A 21901-nucleotide genomic window follows, 5' to 3' on the forward strand; every position below is an offset into this window, starting at 1 on the left:
CCGCCTTACCTGCCCGCCCTCCGCGCGTCGACCTCGATCTCGATCTTCATGCGGGGGTCGGCGAGCCCGCACACCTGCATGGTCGCGGCCGGCCGCACCTCGCCGAAGCGGCGCCGCAGGACGGGCCAGCAGGGCTCGAAGTCGGCGCGCTCGGGCAGCAGGTACCGGACGCGCACCACGTCGGCGAACGTGCAGTCCGCCTCCGCGAGCGCGGCCTCGATGTTGCGCAGGCACTGCTCGGCCTGCTCCACCACGTCGTCGGAGATGGTCATGGTGGCGTAGTCGAACCCGGTCGTGCCCGAGACGTGGACCCGGTCGCCGTCCACCACTGCGCGGGCGTACCCGATCCGCTCCTCGAAGGTCGAACCGCTGAGGATCGCGCGTCGTTCCGTCATGGCCGCAAGTATGGAGCGCTCCGGGATCCCGGCCGCCCGCGGGGTCAGGCCAGTTTCTCCAGGCGGTCGGCGGCCTCGGCGGCGCCTCCCGCCGCGGCGAAGGAGTCGCGGACGCGCCCGGCGGCGGCGCGGTGCGGCCCGTCGGCCAGGACGGTCGCGAGGGCGGCCCGCAGCCCGTCCGGACGGACGGCGTCGAACGGGACCGCCGTCCCCGCGCCCGCCTTCTCCAGCAGCCCCGCGATGATCGGCTGGTCGTCGCGGACCGGCGCGGCCACGAGCGGGAGGCCGTGGGCCAGCGACTCGCACACGGCGCCGTAGCCGCCGTCGCAGACGACCGCCGACATCCGTTCGAGGAGCTTGGGCCGGGGAACCTGGTCGCGGACGATGACGTTCGGCGGCACGTCCCCCACCAGGGCGGCCGGCGCCGCGAAGACCGCCTGGACGTCCAGCTCGCGGACGGCCTCGGCGGCGGCCTGGAAGAACCGCTCGCGCGACAGGTCGTCGGCGGTGTCGAGCGAGACGAGCACGGCGGGCCGGCCGTCCAGCCGGTCCCACGGGAACGCGCTCGGCGCCGGACGGCCGAGGACGGGCCCCACGAAGGCGAAGTGGTCGGGGAAGAAGGAGATGTCGCCGAGCAGCGCGCCGGTGGCGAAGACCAGCACGAGGTGGTCGGAGAAGCGCAGGTCGAGCAGGTCGTCGATGCCGTGGTCGAGCTGGAACCCGCCGATCCGCTCGCGCACCCGCCGCTCGTCCTCCGGCCGGTCGGCGAGCGGGCGGGTGAACTCGGCGGGCGTCGCCGCGGCCGTGGCCCAGGGGATCTCGCGGCGGCGGGCCGCGACGGGCGCGGCGAGGACGAGCTGGTCGCCGACCACCGCGTGCGGGCGGAACCGCTCGACCGCCGTCTCGACGCCGGGCAGCATCGCGTGGCCGAGGGGGACGAGGAACTCCTCCCAGAAGCGCGGGTCGGCGGGACCGCGCCCCCGGATCCGGTCGTCGCACAGGCGCGCCGCGTCGCCGTCGTCGAGGGCGCTGAAGATCCGCGAGCGGGGGCGCAGCCGGGGTTCGAGGGACGCGCGGTGGCCCGTCCAGGCGATCTTGTGGCCGCGGCGGGCGAGCTCGGCGGCGACCGCGGCGACCGCGGCGACGTGCCCCGCGAGCGGCGGGACCGCGAACAGGAAGCGGCGCGGCGAGGTGCACGCCCGCGCGACCCCGGGATCGCCCAGCAGGGACGGCACCCGGACACGGCGGGCGCTCACCGGGCGGCTCCCGCCGGTGTCCGGGGCTGGTCGACGTCGTTCATACTCGGCTCTCCTCCATGTCCGTCGCGCCGGACGCGGCCGTCCAGGCCACGACGTGTCCTTCGACTTCGCGGGTCTCCACCGTGGTGACCGTGCCGCCCGCCGCGATCAGGAGCCGTTCGGCGTCGGCGACGGTCACCACCAGTTCGGGGCGGTCGGTTCCGGTGCCCGTGCCCCGCAGCACCGCCTGGAGCACCGCCTGCTTGGCCGCGCGGATCCGCGCGCCCTCCCCGTTCGGGGCGAGCCCGATGCCGGCCGGTTCGCGGCCGGGCCTGACCAGGGCCACGCCCAGGTCGGCGTCCGCGGCGATCGCGAGCGTGAGCGGCTCCTCGAACGGCCCCGTCACGTCCGGGCCGTCCCGGACGGTGAGCTCGGCGGGGAACAGCGGCCCGTGGCCCTCGCGCCACAGGTGGTGGCGGACGGCGTCCTTGGCGGCGATCCGTCCGAGCAGCCACGGCCCCTGCGCGAACGGGGGAAGGGCCTCGTACTCGGCGCGCTCGGAGGCGCAGAGGTACTGGCGCATCAGCAGGTCGCGGGACGCGGTGCCGTCCCACCGCTTGCGGGCCAGGCACCAGCGGCCGGGTTGCGGCTCCCCCGTTCCGGACACCTCGGGGGTGAACTTCATCCGCCAGAGCGCCTCGTCGGTGTAGAAGCGGTGGGTCGTCCATCCGTCGACGCGCCCCCACACCCTCCCGCTCTCCGTGACCATCTCCGCCGAGCAGCGCATGGTGGTGTCGGTGAGGGACTGGTTCCAGATGGTCGTGTCCAGGTTCTCCCCCGGGGACGGGGTGGGCCCGTAGAGGGCGACCCGCTCGATTCCCACCGGGAAGACGGTCTGGTTGGTGTCGCCGTACACCTGGATCCAGTGGGCGCAGAGCTGCCCTGCGCCGTCCATGAGCGCGCCCGGCGTGGGCAGCGAGGTCAGGACGGCTCGGACACCGTCCTCCGCGAGCGCCGTGATCTCGGTGACGCCGCGGAAGAGGGGGCCGTGGTGCATCCAGCGCTCCTCGTAGAGCCGCTCGGCGGTGACGATGGGGGGCCCCTCGATGCTCAGCGGCGTGCGGTCCGGCAGGGGCGGCGCCGGGTAGCGCTCGGCGAGCAGGACCGTCCCGTCGGCGTGGCCGTTGACGACGACCTTCACCTTGCGGGGCCGCCCCGCCGACTCGATGAGGTAGGCGCGGATGTCGGCGGCCGTCGGCGGGGCCGCGACGAGCCAGCGGACCGCGCGGACGTTCTCGTACCCGACGACCACCAGGTCGGGCAGGAGCTCGCGCGCCGTGTCGGCCATGACCTCCAGGAGCCCCGCCAGCGGGACGACCGGGAACCGGTCGGCCATGTCCGGCCAGTCGGGGGGCTGCGGGACGAGGCAGTGGTCGCGCAGCCACGGCATCGACTCGACCGAGAAGACGCGGGAGACGTTCAGTTCGGCGGCCACCGGCGAGACGTCCTCGCCCGGGACGGGCGGGGGCGGGGGCCCGCCCCCGAGCGCCTCCAGGACCGACTGCGCCCCGCTCGCGGCGTCGTCGAGCAGGGCCTCCAGCTCGGCCAGCACGGGGTCGTCCGCGGGCAGCGGCGGGACCCCGCGGCCGAGCCGGACGGGCTCCACGGCCCCGTCCAGGCTGACCAGCGGCGTCCCGAGGTCCAGGCGCATGCCCGTCGTCGAGGGCGGGGACGGCGAGGACGCGCCGTAGCCCTCGGTCCACAGCGCGGCGACGACGCGGCGGAGCTGGGCCATCCCGTCGCGCTTCGGCACGTTCACGGCCAGGGCGAGGTGCTCGCGGCCGCCGAGGCGGTCGGCGACGAACTCGGTGAGGCCGCCCGGCCCGACCTGGACGAACGCCCGCACGTGCGCCGCGCCGTACAGCTCCTCGACCAGGTCCCCGAACCGGACGGGTTCGAGCAGGTGGCGCGCGACCAGCTCGCGGACCTCGGCGGGGCGGCGCGGGAACGGCGCGACCGCGGTCGCCGACCACAGCGGGACGCGGGGCTCGCGGATGTCCAGCGCCTCGAACGAGCGCCGCAGCGGCTTCTCGTACGCCTCGGCGAGCGGGGTGTGGAAACCCCACCGGAACGGCAGCTCCCGGCCGAGCACCCCTTCGGAGGCGAGCCGCCCTAGGACCTCGCGGACCTCCCGGGCCGGGCCGCACACCACCGACTGGTGCGGGCAGTTGTCGTGGCTGACGACGACGCCGGACCGCGCGCCCACGGCCTCCCGCACCCGGGCCGCGCCGCAGCCGAGCGCCGCGTACACGGCGTCGGGGACGTCCAGGGCCTCGCCGTCGAGCGCGGCGAGGAGCGCCTCGACCTCGTCCGCGTCGCACACGCCGGCGGCGGTCATCGCCGTCCACTCGCCGAGGCTGTGGCCCGCGACGACGTCGGGCTCGACACCGAGCCGGCCGAGCGCCGCGGTCAGCAGGCGGCCGGCGCGCAGCACGTCGGCGGCGTGCCCGGCCAAATCCGTGCGGCCGGTCAGCGCGGGCACCGGCATGCCGAAATGCGCGGCGACGTCGTCCACGCGCGGGTCGAAGGCGGCCTCGAACCCGGGGTACAGGAACGCCAGCCGCCCGCCGCCCGCGAGGAGGGGGCGGGGCGCGAACCACACGTCGCTGCGTCCCCGCCAGGCCGTCCCGCGCTGGACGAGGGCGCGCGCCAGGTCGAGCCTGCGCGGCGTCGGGCCGACGATGGCGAGACGGCACGGAAGGTCGGGGACGTCGTCGCGGGCCCTGGCGAGGAGCTCCTCGTCGGGGGCGGCCAGGGCCTCGGACAGTTCCTCGGGCGTGCGCGCGGCCAGGCGCAGGACGCCCTCGTCCGACGGCGGCGCGTCGAGCCTGCGCCGCCGCGGCCTGCGGGCGGCGGGCGGCTCCTCCAGGACCACGTGCGCGTTGGCGCCGCCGAACCCGAACGCGTTGACCGCCGCCCTGCGGGGGCCGCCCTCCCGGGCCCACTCCGCGGCCTCCCGGACGAGCCGCAGCCGCCCGCCGTCCAGCGCCGGATGCGGGTCGTCGACGTGCAGCGTCGGCGGCAGGACGCCGTCGCGCAGCGCGAACGCGGCCTTGAGCAGCCCGGCGATCCCGGCGGCCGGCATCGCGTGCCCGATCATCGACTTGACCGTGCCGAGGCCGATCGGCGGGCCGGCGGCGCCGAAGACCCGGCGCAGCGTCGCCAGCTCCGCCTCGTCGCCCGCGGGAGCGCCGGTGCCGTGCGCCTCGATCAGCCCCACCGCGCCGGGTGCGGCCGGGTCCAGGCCCGCGTCCCGCCACGCCCGCTCGACCGCGAGGACCTGCCCGTCCACCATCGGGCTCAGGACGCTCGCGGCGCGCCCGTCGCTGGACGATCCGGCGCCCAGGATCACCGCGTGGACGCGGTCCCCGGCCCGCCGCGCGTCCGACAGCCGCTTGAGCAGGACGACGCCCGTCCCCTCCGAGAGGAGCGTCCCGTCGGCGGCGCGGTCGAACGGCCGGATCGTCTCGCTCGGGCTCAGCGCGCGGAGCCGGCTGAAGACGCTCCACACCGTGGCGTGGTGCGCGTGGTGGACGCCGCCCGCGAGCATCGCGTCGGCCTGCCCGCCGCGCAGCGCCCGGACGGCGTGCTCGACCGCGAGCAGCGACGACGCGCACGCCGCGTCGAGCGTGTAGGCGGGGCCGCGCAGATCGAACCGGTCCGCGACGCGGGCCGCGGCGAAGTTCGGCAGCAGCCCGGCCGAGGCGTCGGGATCGTCGGGGCCGAGCCGCTCGCAGAACGCCCGGCGGATCTCCGCCAGGCGCCGCGGCCCGAGTTCGGGCACCAGCTCGCCGAGGATCGCGGCGACCTGGTGGGAGGTCCTGACCCGCTGGTCGACCCGCGCCGCGCCCGGGGTGATGAAGCCGCCGCGCCCGAGGACGACGCCGATCCGGGACCGGTCGGGCAGCCGCTCGGCGCCGCCCGCGTCCGCAATCGCGTCCCCGGCCGCGCGCAGCGCCAGCAGGTGGTCGGGCTCCATGCCCCGCACCGCCGCCGGGTGAATCCCGAACCTGGCCGGGTCGACGGTGGCCAGCTCGTCCACGAACCCGCCGCGCCGGCAGTAGAACCGGTCGCTCTCCGGCTCCCGCCCGTACGCGCCCGGGTCGTAGTAGAGCGCGGGGTCCCAGCGGCCGGGCGGCACGTCGCCGATCGCGTCGACGCCGTCGAGGACGTTGCGCCACAGTTCCGCCGCCGAGCCCGCGCCGGGGAACAGCGCCCCGGCGCCGACGATCGCGATCGGCTCCCCCGCCTCGCTCACCGGAGCGTCCCCGTCAGCACGACCCGCGTCTCGTCGCCGTGCGCGATCTCCCTGAGCAGGGCCGCCGCCCCGGCGTCCGGATCGATCGGGCCGACGCCGTGCCGCGCGTGCTCGCGCACCCGCTCGGGCGGCACCGCCCCGTCGGCCCACGGGCCCCATTCGGCCACGAGCACCCGCCCGCGCAGCCGCCTCCGCCACACGTGCGCGAGCGTGCCGCACGCGTCCCCGGCCGCCGCGCAGCCGGCCTGCCCCCGGTCGCCGTGCTCGCCGGCGAGGCCGCCGAGGACGACGAAGAACCCGAGGCCGGGCCGGACCGCCTGGACGAGCGCGGCGGCGCCGTCCACCTTCGTCCGGTACACCCGCGCGAACGACTCGGGCGAGGTGTCGCGGACGAGGCGGTCCCCGGCGAGGCCGGCGCCGTGGACGACGCCGTCCAGCCGCCGGTGCCGCCGGTAGACGTCGTCCACCACGGCCCGCACGGCGGCCGGCTTCCGCACGTCCGCCGCGTGGTACCGCACGGAGGCGGCGTGGCCGCTCAGGGCGGTGAGGGTCCGGCGTATCTCGCGCTCGGCCAGGAGCCTGCGGACCGTCGCCTCGATCTCGGCGGGCTGCTCCTCGCCGTGCGCCACGAGGGCCCGGCGCAGCCCGGCCTCGTCCTCGGCGCCGGGGAAGTCCGGCTCCCCTTCGGGCTCCGGGGTGCGGCCCACCAGCTCGATGTGGCAGCCGCTCGTCCGGGCGAACTCCAGCGCGACCCGGGCGGTGGCGCCCCGCGCGCCCCCGGTCAGCAGGACGACGCCGTCCGGCCCGAGGTCCGGCACGGCTGCCGCTCCCCCGCCGGGCGGCCCGGCGGGGATCAGGTCCAGGGCGTTGCGGCGGCCGCCCTCGTGCCCGACCACGACCGGCGCGTCGGCGGTCAGCAGCTCGGCCAGGATCCGCTGCGCGATCGCGCGCGGGGTGTCCTTGGTGTCGACGTCCAGCGCGCGGACGAGCATCTCCGGGTACTCCCGGGCGATGGTCCGGGCCAGCCCCGCCAGGCCCGCGCCCGGCCCGGGATCCCCGACGGCGCCGCCGCCGAACCGGTGCCCGAACGTTCCGCCGGCGCCACTGGCGAAGACGAGCCACCGCAGCCCGCCCGCCAGCGCCTGCCGGACGCCCGCGAACGCCTGGGGCAGCACGGGCGCGGCCCCCGGCCGGAGCGCCGCCAGATGGACGAGCCCGTCGCAGGGCCCGTCCACGTCCGAGGGCACGCGCACCTGCGCGCCGTGCCGCTCCAGCAGGTCGGCCAGTTCGAGCGCGACGCCGCAGGCGTCGTCCACGATCAGGAAGCGTCGGCCCGCGAACCCCGTCCCGGACTCCGGCGGCGCCGGCAGCGCCTCCAGTTCGACGATCCGCGGGATCTGCCGCGACACCCGCGGCGCGGGGCGGCGACCGAACAGGTCCGCGGCCCCCACATGGGCGGACGGCCGCGCCGGAGGCGGCACGGTCGTCTCGGGCGGCACGGTTACTTCGGGCAGCACGGTGATCTCGGGCGCCGCGGGTTCCGGCGCGGCGGGCTCCGGGACGGTGGGGCGCGGCTCCGCGGGCGCGTTCGCCCGGTCGTCGCCGGTGCGGGCGCGGATCACCGCACCGGCGGCGGCGTGCACGTCCCGCCTGCCATCGGCGGGCGGCCGCTCCTCCGGCGCGTCGTCCGAAGCGTCCTGCGCTCCTTCCCGCGCCGCGTCCTGTGCCGTGCCCTGTGCCACGTTCGGGGCGGGCAGCGTCTCGCCCGGCAGGACGGGACGGGGCGCGGGGACGGACCGCGCCGCCGCGTCCCGTCCCGCCGGGGCCGCGAGGTGCCGAAGGACCACCTCGCGCTGCGCTGCGATCACCTCGCGGCTCGCGCGCAGGTACTCCAGGACGGCGGCCTCCGAGCCGCCCGGGCCGGGGCCTTCGACGGGCTCGGCGGGCCGGAGCGCGCCCGCCGGGTACGCGCCGTCGGCGGTGCGGACGAGATGGCCGTTGACGATCCAGCCGGGCGCCGGGGCGGGCTCGGCGGGCAGCGGGCGGGCGTCGCGCCCGGCGAACAGGGGCAGCGGGTCGACCGGGACGCCCGCGGCGGCCAGCTCGGCGAGCGCGCGCAGCAGCCCCGTCAGGGCGCCGCCGCCGGGCGCGTCGCAGCTCACGGCGGTGTGCGGCCGGTCCCCGAGGATCGCGGCGACCAGGCCGGTGAGGAACCGTCCGGGGCCCGCCTCGACGAAGGTGCGGGCGCCCGCCGCGTACATCGCCTCGATCTGCTCGACGAAGCGGACCGGCGCGGCGAGCTGCCCCGCGAGGACGGCGGCGAGCTCGGACGGGTCGGTGTCGTAGGGCGCCGCCGTCGCGTTCGACCAGACCGGGAACGCGGGCGAGCGCAGGTCGCGGCCGAGCAGCTCCACGCGCAGGCCCTCCGGCGCGGCGGCGGCGAGCGGGCCGTGGGCCGCGCACGCGGCCGGGATCCGCTCGGCGCGCAGGCCCGCCTCCGCCAGGACGCGCAGCGCGCGGTCCAGCCCCGCGGAAGTCCCGGCGATCACGACCTGGCGGGGCGCGTTGTGGTGGGTCACGGCGACGTCGCCGCTCTCCCCCAACGTCTCCCCCAACGCGTCCAGCACCTGCTCCGGCGTCGCTCCCACGGTCGCCGCCGCGCCCCCGCCGGGCCCTGCCGCCGCGAGGACCGCCTCCGCCCGGGCGGCGCTCAGGCCGATCATGTCGGCGTCGTCGAACACGCCGGCCGCGCAGAGCGCGACGAGTTCGCCGCAGCCGTGCCCGGCGGCGAGGTCGGGGTGCACGCCGACCGCGGTCAGCAGCCGGTGGACGGCCAGCCCGGCGATGCCGAGCGCGGGCTGCGCGACCCGCGTGTCGGCGATCTCCGCCCGGCGGCGGCGGGACTCCGACCGGGTGAACGCCGCGGGCGGGAACATCGCGGCCGCGTACCGTCCGCCGGCGTGCCGCAGCAGGCGCTGGAGGCGGGGGAACGCGACGAAGAGGTCCGCGAGCATCCCGGGCCGCTGGCCGCCCTGGCCGGGGAACAGGAACGCCACCTGCCCCGGCTCCCCGGAGGGCAGGAAGACGCCCGGCGCCGGTCGGAACGCGGCCGCGAGTGCGAGCTTGTCCCGGAGGTCCTCCAGGCTTGAGGCCACCAGCGCCGCCTGCACCGGGCCTTCGAGCGAGGCGGCGGTCCTGGCGAGGTCGCGCAGCCGGGGCCCGGCGGGCAGCAGCGCCGAGAGCCGGTCGATCCCGGCGCGGGCGGCGGAGCGGTCGGCGCCGCGGATCAGGAACAGCTCGGCCGGCCACTCGTCCAGCCCGGACACCGGCTCGGGGGCGCCGTCGTAGCCGGACAGGACGGCGTGGAAGTGCGCGCCGCCGACGCCGAAGCCGCTGAGCCCCGCGAACCGCCCGCCCGGTTCGGCGGCCCACGGGCGGGCGGCGCCGCCGAACGCGAGCGGGCCGTCCGGCGCCCACTCCGGATTCGGCCGGGCGAGGTGCAGCGTCCCCGGCAGCACGCCCGTGTGCAGCGCGTACGCGGTCTTGATGAGCCCGGCGACGCCCGCGGCGCACCCGGTGTGCCCGATCTGCGACTTCACCGAGCCGAGCGTGACGCTCCCCGGCGCGGCCCCGGCGAACACCGAGGTGAGGGTCGCCAGCTCCGTCCTGTCGTCCGCCTCGGCTCCGGCTCCGTGCGCCTCGACGAGCCCCACGGAGGCGGGTGCCACGCCCGCGCGCTCGTAGGCGCGTTCGAGGGCGCGGCGCTGCCCTTCGGACCCCGGCGAGGCGAGGTCGGGGGCGCGCCCGCCCGCGGCCCCGGCGACCGACTTGACCACGGCGTAGATCCGGTCGCCGTCGCGTTCGGCGTCGGCGAGGCGCTTGAGGACCACGCACCCGACGCCCTCGCCGAGCGCGACGCCGTCGGCGGACGAGTCGAACGCGGCGCAGCGCCCGGACGGGGAAAGCGCGCCCGCCGAGGCCGAGAGCAGGTAGTCCTGGACGCCGGCGCGCAGGTCGGCGCCGCCGCACAGCACCATGTCGCTGGTCCCGGCGACGAGCTCCTTGCAGGCGGCGTCGAGGGCGGCCAGCGACGAGGCTCCCGCGGCGTCCACCGTGTGGGCCGTGCCGCCGAGGTCGAGCCGGTCCGCGATCCGACCGGCGATGACGCCGGTGAGGACGCCGGGGAAGGAGTCCGCGGTCGGGCGCGGCAGCCGCTCGTCCAGGCCCGGGGGCACCTCGCCGTAGTAGGACGGGAGCGTCGCGCGCATCGCGTACGCGGTGCCGAGGTCGCCGCCCCCGGCCGCGCCGAAGACCACCGACGTCCGGGCCCGGTCGAACGGGCGGTCGGCGTACCCGGCGTCCGCCAGCGCGCGGGACGCCACCTCCAGCGACAGGAGCTGGACCGGGTCGACGCCGCCGAGCGCGCCGGGCGGGATGCCGTGGGCGAGCGCGTCGAACGGGACGTCGGGGATGAAGCCGCCCCACTTCGACGTCGTCGCGCCCTCCCCGGACGGCGAGTAGTGGATCCGCGGGTCCCAGCGGGTGACCTCGGTGACCGCGTCGGCGCCGCCGACGATGTTCGCCCAGTAGCTCCCGGTGTCGCGGGCCCCCGGGAAGACGCAGCCCATGCCGATGACCGCGACGTCGGCCGGGCGGGCCGCGCCGGCGCTCGCCGCGGGTCCGGCGACGCCCAGCTCGGCCGCGCGGGCGGCCAGGAAGGCGGTCGCGCCCGAGGTGACCTGCTCGTGCAGGTCGGCGATCCGGGTCGGGGCCGACCGCAGCGCGGCGACCTGCCCGATCATGTAGAGGCCGTCGGCGCGCTGGACGCCGTCGTCCACCGGGGTGCCGCGGCGCAGGCCCTTGCTCGCGACGCGCAGGCGGCCGAGGTTCAGCTTCTCCAGGCGGCGCCACACCTCCCGCCGCGGCGTGCCGACCTGCTCCAGCTCGCGGCGGGTCTCCTCGAACGTCCGGACGTAGGGGGTGCGGGCGCAGCGGGTCACGAGGCCGGGCGCGGTCTCCAGCAGGGCCGTCCCGCCGCAGCCGAGCGCGACGTCCTGGAAACCCGGCAGGATCGCGCCGGCCGCGACCGCCTCGGCGGTGAACAGGTACGCGGTGCCCATCAGCACGCGGACGTCGGCGCCGCGCTCGGCCAGCGGCCCGGCGAGCGCGGCGACCATCGCGGCGGACCGCGCGTCGTGCACGCCGCCCGCGAACATGACCGACAGCTCGCGCGGGTCGCCGCCGAACGCCTCCAACCGCTCGACCTGCGCGTCCCACAGCGGGAAGCTCGCAAGCGGTCCGACGTGCCCTCCGCATTCGGCGCCCTCGAACACGAATCTGCGCGCGCCCTCGGCCAGGAACCGCTCCAGCTGCTCCGGCGACCGGGCGTGCAGGTAGGTGCGGATCCCCTCTGCTTCCAGTGACGCCGCCTCCAGTGACGCGGCCTCCAGTGACGCGGCCTTCAGTGACGCCGCCTCCAGTGACGCGGCCTTCGCCGGGCCGCCGGGCCCGATGATCGCGTAGGGCGGGGCGGCCTCGCGGATCGCGGCGAGGTGGGCCTCCCGCAGCTCCGGCGGCGCGGTCCCGAGAACGCCGACGCCCCAGGGACGCCCGCCGAGCCGGTCGGCGGTCTCGCGCAGCAGTTCCCGCACCCGGTCGGGGTCCGTCAGGCCGAGCGCGAGGAACGGCAGGCCGCCGTCCTGCGCGACGGCGCCGGCGAACGCGGAGGTGTCGCTGACCTGCGTCATGGGGCCCTGCACGACGGCCGGTTCGGCGCGCGGCGCGAGGGGCTCGGAGCGCACGGCGGCCCGCAGGTGCAGGTCGATCTGCTCCCGGACGGCCCGCACCACTCCCCCGGCGGTCCTGTGCCGCCCGGCCAGCGAGGCGGCGAGCGGCGCGTCCTGCCCGACGGGCAGCGGACGCTGCCCGGACCCGGGCGCGCCGGGCGCCGGGTGGACGCGGTGCCCGTCGACGACCGCCGTCCCGGTGCCGTCCATCGCCGAGAGCCTGGCGACGATGTCGGCGGACGGCTCCGCCTCCCGGACCAGCGCGAGCTGGACGTCCAGGACGACCCCGGCCGCGCCCCCGGCCACCGCCGCCGCGGCCGAGTGCGGCCCGATCCCGCCGGCCGCGTACACGGGGACGTCCGCGTCCGCCGTGGAACCGGCGCCCGCGAGGAGGTGCTGCAGGAGCACGAACGCGGTCGGCTCGCCGACGCGCCCGCCCGCCTCGCGGCCCCGCGCGACCAGCCCCACGTCGTCGGTGATCTCCCGGGCGGCGGCGATCGCGGCGGCGGCCTCGTCCGGGTCGACCACCTCCACCAGCAGGCGGCGCCCGCGGGCGAACCCGGCGACGTCCGGCGCGCCGTCCGCCCCCGGCGCGGGCGAGCCGAGCTGCGCTGCCCCGCCGAGCTGCGCTGCCCCGCCGAGCTGCGCTGCCCCGCCGAGCAGCGCTGCCCCGCCGAGCAGCACGGGCGCGTCGACCAGGACGGTCGCGGCGGCCGCGGGGACCTCGTCGGGCCGGATCCGGCACCCGGCGGGCACGCGGACGCCGAACGGGCCCTTCCACCAGCGGCCGACGTCGGCGAGGGCGGCGAGCCCGGGCGCCCGGTCGGCGCCGAGGTCGAGCACGCCGGTGCCGCCCGCGCGGGCGACGGCGACGGCGAGGTGGGGCGCGGGCCGGCCGAACGGGGCGACCCCGATGATCTCGGTCCGGGGCCGCTCGCCCCGGCCTGCGTCCCGCCCGCCCCTGCCCGCCATGCACAGCCCCCCGACGTCCCGCGCGGTCCGGCGCGTGACCGGCGCGGCTCGCAACAACGGAGCGCCACACTACGGTCGGCGACGGCATGATCACGGGGACGACACACCCGGGGGCGCGTTGATGGCGGCCCGGCGAAGGAGATTGGAACGTCCCTTGACGCGCGGCGGGGGCCGGAGGTGGCCCCGGCCTGGGTCTCCCGCCGCCGCGGCCACATCGCGCATAATGGCGATCACAGTCCGTGGCGGTGTGCCGCGGACGGGCCAGGCGGGGGCGCGATGGCGACGCTGAATCCGGCGACGGGACGGTTCCGCCTCCCCGCGCGGCGGCGGGAGGCGGCGGGAGGCGGCCCGGACCCCGTGCGGGCCGCCCTCGCCCCCCTGCTCGCGGCCCATCGCGCCGCCCACCCCGGCGGCGCCCTCCCGGGAGCGGCCGAGGCCGAACTGCTGCGCGGGTACACGGTGGCCGAGCGCATGCACCGCGGGCAGCTCCGCAAGTCCGGCGCCCCGTACATCACCCATCCGCTGGCCGTCGCGCTGATCCTCGCCGGCATGGGGCTGGACACCACCACCCTGGTCGCCGCGCTCCTGCACGACACCGTCGAGGACACCCCGTACACGCTCGGCGAGGTCCGCGCCGACTTCGGCGACGAGATCGCGGTGCTGGTGGACGGCGTCACCAAGCTGGACGGCCGGCGCTGGGGCGACCGCGCCGAGGCCGAGACGTTCCGCAAGATCGTGCTGGCCGCGGCGGCGGACCTCCGGGTCCTGGTGATCAAGCTGGCGGACCGGCTGCACAACCTGCGGACGCTGCGCCACCAGCCCGAGCACAAGCGCGCCCGCTACGCCCAGGCGTCCCACGAGCTGCTGGTCCCGTTCGCGGAGCGGCTCGGCATCCACGTCCTCAAGCGGGAGATGGACGACCTCGCCTTCGCCGCCCGCGACCCCGGGGCGCACGAGGCGACGCGGCGCGCCGTCCGGGCGGCGCTGAGCGGGGCGGGCCACACGTTCGGTCCGGCCACGGCGCTGCTGCGCCCCTCGCTCGCCGAGCACCGGGTCAGGGCGCGGGTGGAGGTCCGTCCGTCGCACCTGTACGCGGTGCACCAGTCGTTCGGCGGCGGCCTGGCCGGGCTGCGGCCGTGCGAGGCGGCGCGGCTGCTGCTGGTGGTGGACGGCGCCGAGAGCGACTGCTACATCGCGCTCGGGGCCGTGCACGCCGCGCTGCACCCCGTGGCCGGGCAGGTCCGCGACTTCATCGCGACGCCGAAGGACAACCTGTACCGGTCGCTGCACACCCGGGTGATCAGCCCGGACGGCGACCCGTTCGAGGTGATCATCCGCAGCGAGGCGATGCACCCGGTCGCCGAGTACGGCATCGTCGCGCACATCCGGGACGCGGGCCGCGACACCGGTCCCACCGTCGCCGAGCGCCGCGACCTGGTGTGGCTGAGCCGGCTGCTGGCCTGGCAGTCCGACGCGCCGTCCGGCGAGTTCCTGGACCGGCTCCGCGCCGACCTCGCCGCCGGCAACGTCGCCGCGTTCACCACCCGCGGCGACATCGTCCCGCTGCCCGCGGGCGCGACCGCGCTCGACTTCGCCTACGCGCTCGGCCCCGGCACCGGCGACCGCTGCATCGGCGCCGTCGTCAACGGCCGGCTCGCGCCCATGTCGGTGCAGATCCGCAGCGGCAACGTCGTGCAGATCCTCACCGACCCGGCCGGCGCCCCGTCCGAGGACTGGCTCGGCTTCGCCGTCTCGGTGCCCGCCCGCGTCCGCATCCAGCAGCGGCTCGCGCTGCGCCGCGCCGAGGAGGACGCCGAGACCGGCCGGCGCCGCCTCGTCCGGGCGCTGGCGGAGCGCGGCGTCGACCTGCTCGCCGCCGAGGCGCGCGGCGACTCCCTGGCCGTCGCCCGCGACCTCGGCTACGGCGACGCCGACGCGATGTACGGCGCGCTCGGCACCGGCGCCCTCGGCCTCGACGACCTTCTGGCCCGGTTCGTCCGGCCCTGAACCGCCGATTACGCTGGTCCCGTGGTGATCACATGAGACCGTTCGAGTACGGCGTCGACGGACCGAAGGTGATCGTGGCCGGAGTGGACGGCTCCGAGACGTCGCTGCGCGCCGGCGCCTACGCGTGGGGCCTCGCGCGCCGCGCCGGCGCCCGGCTCGTCGTCGTGCACGTCACGTCGGTCGCCTCGATGGGCACGCTCACCCCGGGCGGCGCCGCCGCGCTGCGCGAGACCGCCGAGGAGGTCACCGCGCAGATCCGCGCCGAGCTGGAGGCCGCCGCCGGGCGCGAGCAGGTCCGCTACGACCTCGTCACCGAGCTGGGCGACGCCTACACCGTGCTCGCCCGCGTCGCCGACGAATCCCGCGCGGACGCCGTGATCGTCGGCGCGTCGGCGCAGGCCGGGCACCGGCTCATCGGATCCGTCGCCGTCCGGCTGGTCAAGGCGGGGCGGTGGCCGGTGACCGTCGTGCCCTGACCCCGGTTCGGCCCCGGCTCGCGGGGAAGGGCGGGGTGGACGGCGGCGACCGGGGCGGAGGCGGCGATGGCGGATCCCCTACTGACGGAGATCGGCTGGGCGGGGACGGCGCTCCGGCTGGCCGGCACCCTCGAACCCGGCGGCGCCGTCCGCGAGATCGAGTTGCTCCTGCGCGAGCGCGACGGCGACGGCCTCCTGCGCGTGCCCGCCTCGGCCCGCGAGGGGGACGGGCGCGTCGCGTTCGAGGCGGAGGTCGACGTCGCGACCCTCGCCGGCGGGAACCCGCTGCCCGGCGGGCTGTGGGACGTGAGCCTGTCGGTCGGCGCGCCGATGGAGACCTCCGTCGTCCCGCTCGGCCCGGGCCGAGCGCCCGGCCTGGACGCCTCGCCCCTGCGGCGGTTCCTGCCCGACTCCTGCACGGTGATCGCCTACTTCGGGGCCGGCGGCGCCCTCGCGATCGACGTCGGCGGCCGCTCGCACGTCGCCGGATCCGTCGCGGCGGACACGCTGAGCTGGAACGAGGAGCGCGAGGAGATCGTCGTCGCCGGGCATCTGGACGTGCGGCGGAGCGGCAGGCCGGTCTCCGGGACGTTGATCATGACCGAGCGCCGCTCGCGGCACGTCTACGCATCGCGATGCTGGAGGAGCGCCCGGACCGGCTCGGCTACCGGGCGGTGGTGCCCGCGACGCGGGCGTTCGTCGACGACCCGCTGCCGCGCGGGACCTGGGACGTCTCGCTGTGCCTCGGCTTCTCCGGGATGCACCGCGAGGTGCGGCTGCTGGCGCCGGACGAGCCGGTGGACGTCCGGGTGCGGCGGCGCCTGCGGCACGTCCGGGTCGTCTCCACCGCGGCGCCCGGCCCGCTGACGATCACGGTCGGTCGCGTCTGAACGGGCGGTCCCACGGGGACTGCCGGGACGTCGCCGCGACGACGGCGCACAGCAGCGCCACCACGGCCGACCCGCCGGCCAGGTTGATCGCGGCCGTGGCGAGCGCCGCGTCGAGGCGGGCGTGCAGGGTGAGCGGCAGGATCGCCAGCAGCGCGACCGCGATCCCGCCGATCCAGGCGAACGCCCGGACCGGGCGCGCCGCCGACGACAGCAGCAGATGCATCAGCGCGGTGGCCTGGATCACCGCCGCCGCGGCGCACAGCGCGTAGCTCGTCGCGGCGGGCGCCGCCGCGGTGTGCCCGCCCGCGAACACCGGCACCTCGACGCCGAACGCCGACCGCAGCCCGATCGTCACCGCGAACGCCGCGCCCCCGCCGACCAGCGCGGCGGAGACGCCCGTCCACCACAGCGGGCGCAGCGGCGCGCCGGAGCCCTCCCTGGAGATCTCCTCGTGCAGCGCGACGAAGTCCTCGTACCGTCGGGGCGGCGCCTCCATCGGCCGCCGCCGCGCCGCGGAAGGGCAGCGGAACGAGCGTTCCCACGGCCGTGGCGCTGGGCGGCCGGCGTGCCTGCCCGGCAGGCCTCCGGAGTTCCGCCCGAAGGATGAGTCGGGCATGTTCCCTCCCCCGGTGCGACGTAGGTGTGCTACCCGTCGCCGCAGCAAGGAATTCGCCCAACCTCACCATTTTGCAGATGTTTGGCCGCGTTCCCCCTTATGGCAGAACACGGCGGATCCCCGGGAAGCCGCGCTTCCCGGGGATCCGTTTCGCCGGAATCGTCAGACCAGGCCGGCCTTCTCCAGCGCCGCGCAGCAGGTGCCCGTGATCAGGCGGGTCACCACGTACGGGTCGACGTTGGCGTTCGGGCGGCGGTCCTCGATGTAGCCCTTCTTCTCCACCTCGACCTGCCACGGGATCCGCACCGAGGCGCCGCGGTTCGACACGCCGTAGCTGAACTCGCTCCACGGGGCGGTCTCGTGCATGCCGGTCAGCCGCCGCTCGATGTCGGCGCCGTACCCGGCGACGTGCTCCTGCGCCTTCTCGGCGAGCGCCTCGCACGCCGCGATGATCGCGTCGTAGCCCTCGCGCATGGCCTTGGTCGAGAAGTTGGTGTGCGCGCCGGCACCGTTCCAGTCGCCCTCGACCGGCTTCGGGTCGAGGGTGGCGGACACGTCGTGCTCCTCGGCGATGCGGTACAGCAGCCACCGGGCGATCCACAGGTGGTCGCCGACCTCGATCGTCCCCGCCGGGCCGATCTGGAACTCCCACTGGCCGGGCATGACCTCGGCGTTGATGCCGGAGATCTTCAGCCCCGCCGCCAGGCAGGCGTCCATGTGCTGCTCGACGATGTCGCGGCCGAACACCTCGTCCGAGCCCACACCGCAGTAGTAGAAGCCCTGCGGGGCCGGGTAGCCGCGCTCCGGGAAGCCGAGCGGGCGACCGTCCTTGAAGAAGGTGTACTCCTGCTCGATGCCGTACCAGGAGTCCTGCGCCGCGAACTGCTCGGCCACGGGCCGCAGCTTGGCGCGGGTGTTGGTCTCGTGGGGCGTGCCGTCCACGAGGTACACCTCGCACAGCACCAGCTTGTTGTCACCGCCCCGGATCGGGTCGGGACAGGAGAAGACCGGCTTGAGCACGCAGTCCGAGTGGTCGCCGGGCGCCTGGTTCGTGCTGGACCCGTCGAACCCCCAGTCCGGCAGCTCGGCGCCGTCGGCGAGAATCCTCGTCTTCGACCGCAGCCGCGCGGTCGGCTCGGTGCCGTCGATCCAGATGTACTCGGCCTTGTAGCTCAACGTCGGTCCCTTCGTTCGCTGCCGGGCCTTTGCGGGTTCGGCCTCACAGAACGTGCCAACCGGGCATTTCGCGTCTGTTGCCCGTTTGTGAACGGCGTGTAACACGCGAGACGACCTGCTGAGACGTTGCTCACACCGGCGCCACACCGCCGCTCCCTCCGTCCGACCCACCGCCCGACACACCGCCCGACACGCCGGCCGGCACGCCGCGCGGACGCCGCCCCCGACCGCCCAAATCGGTATTTAACATCCCATGAAATGGCGTGCCACCATTTATCAGGCGCTTCCCACTCACTTGACGAAACCCTCGGATGTTTCTTTACTTCTCGCTCACCCGGTCGTGCCATCTCTTCTGTTCAAGATGAGCGAGGACGCGCCACTCCGGCGCGCCCCCACCATTGGCAACAGAACGGGGAAAAAGGATGAGGCGGACTCTCGCGGCCTCGCTCGGTACGGCCGTCGCGCTGGCGGGGCTGGCGTCCTTCGCACCGGCCGGGCACGCCGCCGACGGCGGCAAGGGCAGGCGGATCCACATCGTGCGGCCGGGCCACTCGATCCAGAAGGCCGTCGACCGCGCGCGGCCCGGCGACGTCATCCGGCTCGAGGCCGGCGCCTACGAAGGAGGCGTCCTCGTCCGCAAGCGCCTGACCATCGAGGGGGACGGCGACAGGACCGTCCTGCACCCGGGCCGCAAGGACCACTGCGCCAAAGCCGGCGCGGCGGGCCAGGGCATCTGCGTGATCGGCCACCGCAAGCACCCGGTCAGGGACGTCACGATCAAGAACCTGAGCGTCCGGGGCTTCAAGCAGAGCGGCGTGTACGGCCTGTACACCGACCGCCTCACCGTCGAGCGCGTCCTCGCGGCGCGCAACGGCGAGTACGGCATCACGGAGTTCCGCTCCACCCGCGGCCGCTTCGTCAAGAACCGCGCCATCGACAACTCCGCCGACGCGGGCTTCTACGTCGGCGACATCCAGAACGCGCGCGGCACCGTCGTCGCCTACAACCACGCCTCGGGCAACGCGATCGGCCTGCTGGTCCGGCACGCCCGCCACGTCCAGGCCTGGGAGAACGAGCTCGTCGGCAACTGCACCGGGGCCGCGCTCGTCAACGACGACCAGAAGGGCGGCCAGGGCGACACCAAGCTCTGGAAGAACAAGATCGCGAAGAACAACCGCTTCTGCCCGCAGCACGAGGACGTCCCGCCGCTCGGCGGCACCGGCGTCCTCGTCTTCGGCGGCGACCACAACACGATCGAGAAGAACGCCGTGCTCGGGAACCGGGGCAGGCTGCCCTACTCCGGCGGCATCGTGCTGTTCCCGAGCCCGAAGGGCGAGCCCGCCCGGCACAACCTGATCAAGTTCAACCTCGCGAAGGGCAACGCCCCCTTCGACCTGGTCGACCGGAGTGGCAGCAGGACCAACCGCTTCATCGGCAACAGGTGCCGCACCTCGGACCCGCGCGGCCTCTGCTGACGCTCCGGCGAGGACCCCGCTCCCCGTCCGGGAGCGGGGTCCTCTCACTCCGGAGGTTCCCCGCCGCGCAGGAACCGCTCCCCGAGCGGCGTCAGCGCGTGGTGCACCGTCTTGCCCCGGCGCTCGCTGGTGAGCAGGCCCGCGCCGCGCAGGGCGGTGGCGTGCTGGGACGCGGACGCCGCGCTGACGCCGAGCCGGGCCGCCAGCGTGCCGGTCGTGAGCTCCCCGTCCGCGCCGACCAGCCGGATCACGGCGGCCCGGGTCCGGCCGAACACCTGCGGCAGGGTGTCGCCCGTCCCGCTGAGCGGCCGGGACGAGGGGACCACCACGGTCGCCGGGCCGTCCCCGCCGACCAGGACGCGCGGACCGGTGACGAACACCGAGGGCATCAGCAGCAGCCCCCGCCCGCCGAGGCGGACGTCGCCGTCGCGCAACGTCTCGATCTCCAGGACCGGGGACGTCCAGCGGACGGCGGGATGCAGGCTCGCCAGCAGGCCGCCGATCCCGTCGCGGGCCATCGTCCTGGCGTGCCGGGACGCCTCGGCGCACAGGTGGTCGCTGAGGCCGGACCAGGAGTCCTCCAGCGCGACCCGGTGGAAGTCGCGGAGCCCGCGGACGAGGGTCCGCATGGTCTCCCCGTCGCCGCCGGCCAGGCGGGGCAGCCACGAGACCGGCGGCCGCGGACCGTAGGACCGCTCCAACTCCTCGCGGATCCGCCGGACGGGCGTCGAGGCGACGGCGTCGAGCTCCGGCTCGAACCCGGGCACGAGCGTGTACGGCGTCAGGAAGTCGGGGACCCAGCGCCCGGGCGGCACCAGATCGAGCAGCAGGCGGGACGGGCCGGTGAGCCGCGCGCGCGTCCGCGACCGCCACGGGCCGGGAATCGGCTCCGGGCCGACCCCGCGCAGGGCCTGCGCGCCGAGAACGGTCTGGGCGAGCGGCGAGAGGCCCGGGGTGATGCGGATCCGGGTGAGGTCCTCATAGTCGAGCCAGAGCCGCAGCATGGGTCGGAGAATACGACATTTAACCTATTTCTTAAATGATTGCACTCGCCGTGGAACGTACTGGAAGGTGCGGGTCATGAATCGACTCCGCCTGTTCTGCCGCACCGTTCCGCTGATGGTGCTCGCCGCGTTGACCGCGGTCGCCCTCCCCGTCCGCGCCGACGACGGCACGAGCGTGCGCGAGGGCGACATCAACGGAGTCCCCTACCGCGTCGAGGTCCCCGCCCGCTGGAACGGGACGCTCCTGCTGTGGAGCCACGGCGCGTACAGCCTGGAGTACCCCGCGCCTTCGGAGATCTCGCTGACGAACCACCCGGCCACGAAGCAGTGGCTGCTGGACCACGGGTACGCGCTGGCGGCCTCCCAGCTCCGCGTGTCGCGCGGCTGGGGGGTGGTCGAATCCGGGCTCAGGGACCAGATCGACCTGCTCGACTGGTTCACCGCGAACGTCGGGAAGCCCAGGCGCACCGTCTCCACCGGCTCGTCCGCCGGCGGCCTGACCTCGGTGCTCCTCGCCGAGCGCAACCCCGGCCGCTTCGCCGGGGTGGCCTCCCTCTGCGGGGTGCTCGGCGGCACGACGGGCCACTTCAACAGCGCCCTCGACACCAACTACGCGATCAAGACGCTCCTGGCGCCCGACCTGGAACTGGTGCGCGTCAAGGACCCGCAGGCCAACACCTCGGGCGCCCGCCGCGCCCTCGGGACCGCCCTCGGCACCCCCGGCGGACGCGCCCGCCTCGCCCTCGCCGCCGCCCTCGCGGACATCCCCGGCCGCTACACGTCCCGGGCGCCCGCACCGGACACGGTCGCCGGCCAGGTGGAGCAGCAGGTCTACTACGCCGCCTACGACCGGGGGGCCTTCTGGGGCGCCAACCGCGCCGACATCGAGAAGCTCGCGGGCGGGAACCCGTCCTGGAACACCGGCGTGGACTACCGGACGCTCTTCGCCCGCTCCAGCCAGAAGTCCCTGGTGAAGCGCGCCTACCGTGAGGCCGGTCTGAGCCTCCGCGACGACCTCGCGCGCTTGAACGCGGCGCCGCGCATCACGGCCGACCCGGCCGCCGTCCGCTACCTCGACCGCTACGGCACCCCGTCCGGCCGCACGCCCTGGCCCGTCGTCACCCTCCACTCCACGGGCGACGGCAACGTCCCGCCGGAGAACCAGCGCCGGTACGCCGCCCAGGTGCGCAACCCGGCGAACCTGAGGCAGCTCTACGTCGACCGCGGCTACCACTGCTCCTTCACCGCGTCCGAGGAGATCGCGACCCTGCGAGCGCTCCTCACCCGGATCGACACCGCCCGTTGGCCCGACACCCGGCCGGCGGCGCTCAACCGCTTCGCCGCCACGCTCGCCCCTGACGCCCAGACGGTCTTCGACACAGACCCCGAGCCCGGCCTGCAGCCCACGACTCCGTCCTTCATCCAGTACCACCCGGGCCGCTACCTGCGTCCGTAACGGGCTCCACCCACAGAGGCCATGGTCCGCGGGGGCGAACCATGGCCTCTGTGCGATGAGTTCGGCGACGCGGCTGAGTCCACACTCCAACA

The 21901-nt window shown here is 76.2% G+C and carries 12 protein-coding genes; 5 read left to right on the plus strand and 7 right to left on the minus strand.

The window, feature by feature from the left end:
- Positions 1-5: 5 nt before the first annotated feature.
- From ABD944_RS19755 to ABD944_RS19770, 4 genes are read right to left on the minus strand one after another with little or no spacing between them, the layout of a single operon-like run.
- Positions 6-395: a RidA family protein gene (locus ABD944_RS19755; protein ID WP_345178541.1), complete on the minus strand. Its 390-nt coding sequence runs from the start codon at positions 393-395 to the stop codon at positions 6-8.
- A gap of 44 nt (positions 396-439) precedes the next feature.
- Positions 440-1651: a glycosyltransferase gene (locus ABD944_RS19760; protein ID WP_345178544.1), complete on the minus strand. Its 1212-nt coding sequence runs from the start codon at positions 1649-1651 to the stop codon at positions 440-442.
- Between the two features lie 40 nt (positions 1652-1691).
- Positions 1692-5951, minus strand: a complete 4260-nt coding sequence (locus ABD944_RS19765) for a beta-ketoacyl synthase N-terminal-like domain-containing protein (protein WP_345178545.1) — start codon at positions 5949-5951, stop codon at positions 1692-1694.
- Positions 5948-12709 carry an SDR family oxidoreductase gene (locus tag ABD944_RS19770; protein ID WP_345178547.1) on the minus strand — a complete coding sequence of 2254 codons (6762 nt, stop codon included), beginning with the start codon at positions 12707-12709 and terminating at the stop codon, positions 5948-5950. Before ABD944_RS19770 ends, ABD944_RS19765 begins: the two co-directional genes overlap by 4 nt.
- A gap of 276 nt (positions 12710-12985) precedes the next feature.
- Here ABD944_RS19770 and ABD944_RS19775 point away from each other — a divergent pair, with 276 nt between their 5' ends.
- The 3 genes from ABD944_RS19775 to ABD944_RS19785 all read left to right on the plus strand — a co-directional run bounded on the left by ABD944_RS19775 (position 12986) and on the right by ABD944_RS19785 (position 16059).
- Positions 12986-14716, plus strand: coding sequence for a RelA/SpoT family protein (locus tag ABD944_RS19775; protein WP_345178548.1), 1731 nt, complete (start codon positions 12986-12988; stop codon positions 14714-14716).
- A 32-nt stretch (positions 14717-14748) separates the two neighbouring features.
- Entirely contained in the window at positions 14749-15192 is a 444-nt protein-coding gene (locus tag ABD944_RS19780; RefSeq protein WP_345178550.1) for a universal stress protein, read from the plus strand.
- A 66-nt stretch (positions 15193-15258) separates the two neighbouring features.
- Positions 15259-16059 carry a hypothetical protein gene (locus ABD944_RS19785; RefSeq protein WP_345178551.1) on the plus strand — a complete coding sequence of 267 codons (801 nt, stop codon included), beginning with the start codon at positions 15259-15261 and terminating at the stop codon, positions 16057-16059.
- A gap of 3 nt (positions 16060-16062) precedes the next feature.
- Here ABD944_RS19785 and ABD944_RS19790 read toward each other — a convergent pair whose 3' ends face one another.
- Together ABD944_RS19790 and glnII are read right to left on the minus strand one after the other, a co-directional pair.
- The gene (locus ABD944_RS19790; protein WP_345178554.1) at positions 16063-16698 is read right to left on the minus strand and encodes a hypothetical protein; all 636 of its coding nucleotides are present in this window, start codon (positions 16696-16698) and stop codon (positions 16063-16065) included.
- Between the two features lie 162 nt (positions 16699-16860).
- Positions 16861-17874 carry a glutamine synthetase GlnII gene (gene glnII / locus ABD944_RS19795; protein WP_345178555.1) on the minus strand — a complete coding sequence of 338 codons (1014 nt, stop codon included), beginning with the start codon at positions 17872-17874 and terminating at the stop codon, positions 16861-16863.
- A 422-nt stretch (positions 17875-18296) separates the two neighbouring features.
- Here glnII and ABD944_RS19800 point away from each other — a divergent pair, with 422 nt between their 5' ends.
- Complete coding sequence (locus ABD944_RS19800) at positions 18297-19349, plus strand: right-handed parallel beta-helix repeat-containing protein (RefSeq protein WP_345178556.1); 1053 nt, start codon at positions 18297-18299, stop codon at positions 19347-19349.
- Positions 19350-19393: 44 nt separating this feature from the next.
- On the opposite strand, the gene ABD944_RS19805 is transcribed toward ABD944_RS19800, so the two are convergent.
- Positions 19394-20353, minus strand: coding sequence for an ArsR/SmtB family transcription factor (locus ABD944_RS19805; RefSeq protein WP_345178557.1), 960 nt, complete (start codon positions 20351-20353; stop codon positions 19394-19396).
- Between the two features lie 76 nt (positions 20354-20429).
- Between ABD944_RS19805 and ABD944_RS19810 the strand changes: the two genes are divergently transcribed.
- Positions 20430-21809, plus strand: a complete 1380-nt coding sequence (locus tag ABD944_RS19810) for an alpha/beta hydrolase family protein (protein ID WP_345178558.1) — start codon at positions 20430-20432, stop codon at positions 21807-21809.
- Positions 21810-21901 lie beyond the last annotated feature (92 nt).

The organism is Actinomadura verrucosospora (assembly GCF_039540335.1).
In the GTDB taxonomy this organism is placed as follows: domain Bacteria; phylum Actinomycetota; class Actinomycetes; order Streptosporangiales; family Streptosporangiaceae; genus Spirillospora; species Spirillospora verrucosospora.

Bases quoted from the DNA above. Each gene is read 5' to 3' on its own strand.
- ABD944_RS19800 (WP_345178556.1), top strand. From the start codon at position 18,297: ATGAGGCGGACTCTCGCGGCCTCGCTCGGTACGGCCGTCGCGCTGGCG.
- ABD944_RS19755 (WP_345178541.1), bottom strand. From the start codon at position 395: ATGACGGAACGACGCGCGATCCTCAGCGGTTCGACCTTCGAGGAGCGG.
- ABD944_RS19805 (WP_345178557.1), bottom strand. From the start codon at position 20,353: ATGCTGCGGCTCTGGCTCGACTATGAGGACCTCACCCGGATCCGCATC.
- ABD944_RS19775 (WP_345178548.1), top strand. From the start codon at position 12,986: ATGGCGACGCTGAATCCGGCGACGGGACGGTTCCGCCTCCCCGCGCGG.
- ABD944_RS19780 (WP_345178550.1), top strand. From the start codon at position 14,749: ATGAGACCGTTCGAGTACGGCGTCGACGGACCGAAGGTGATCGTGGCC.
- ABD944_RS19790 (WP_345178554.1), bottom strand. From the start codon at position 16,698: ATGCCCGACTCATCCTTCGGGCGGAACTCCGGAGGCCTGCCGGGCAGG.
- ABD944_RS19810 (WP_345178558.1), top strand. From the start codon at position 20,430: ATGAATCGACTCCGCCTGTTCTGCCGCACCGTTCCGCTGATGGTGCTC.
- ABD944_RS19770 (WP_345178547.1), bottom strand. From the start codon at position 12,709: ATGGCGGGCAGGGGCGGGCGGGACGCAGGCCGGGGCGAGCGGCCCCGG.
- ABD944_RS19785 (WP_345178551.1), top strand. From the start codon at position 15,259: ATGGCGGATCCCCTACTGACGGAGATCGGCTGGGCGGGGACGGCGCTC.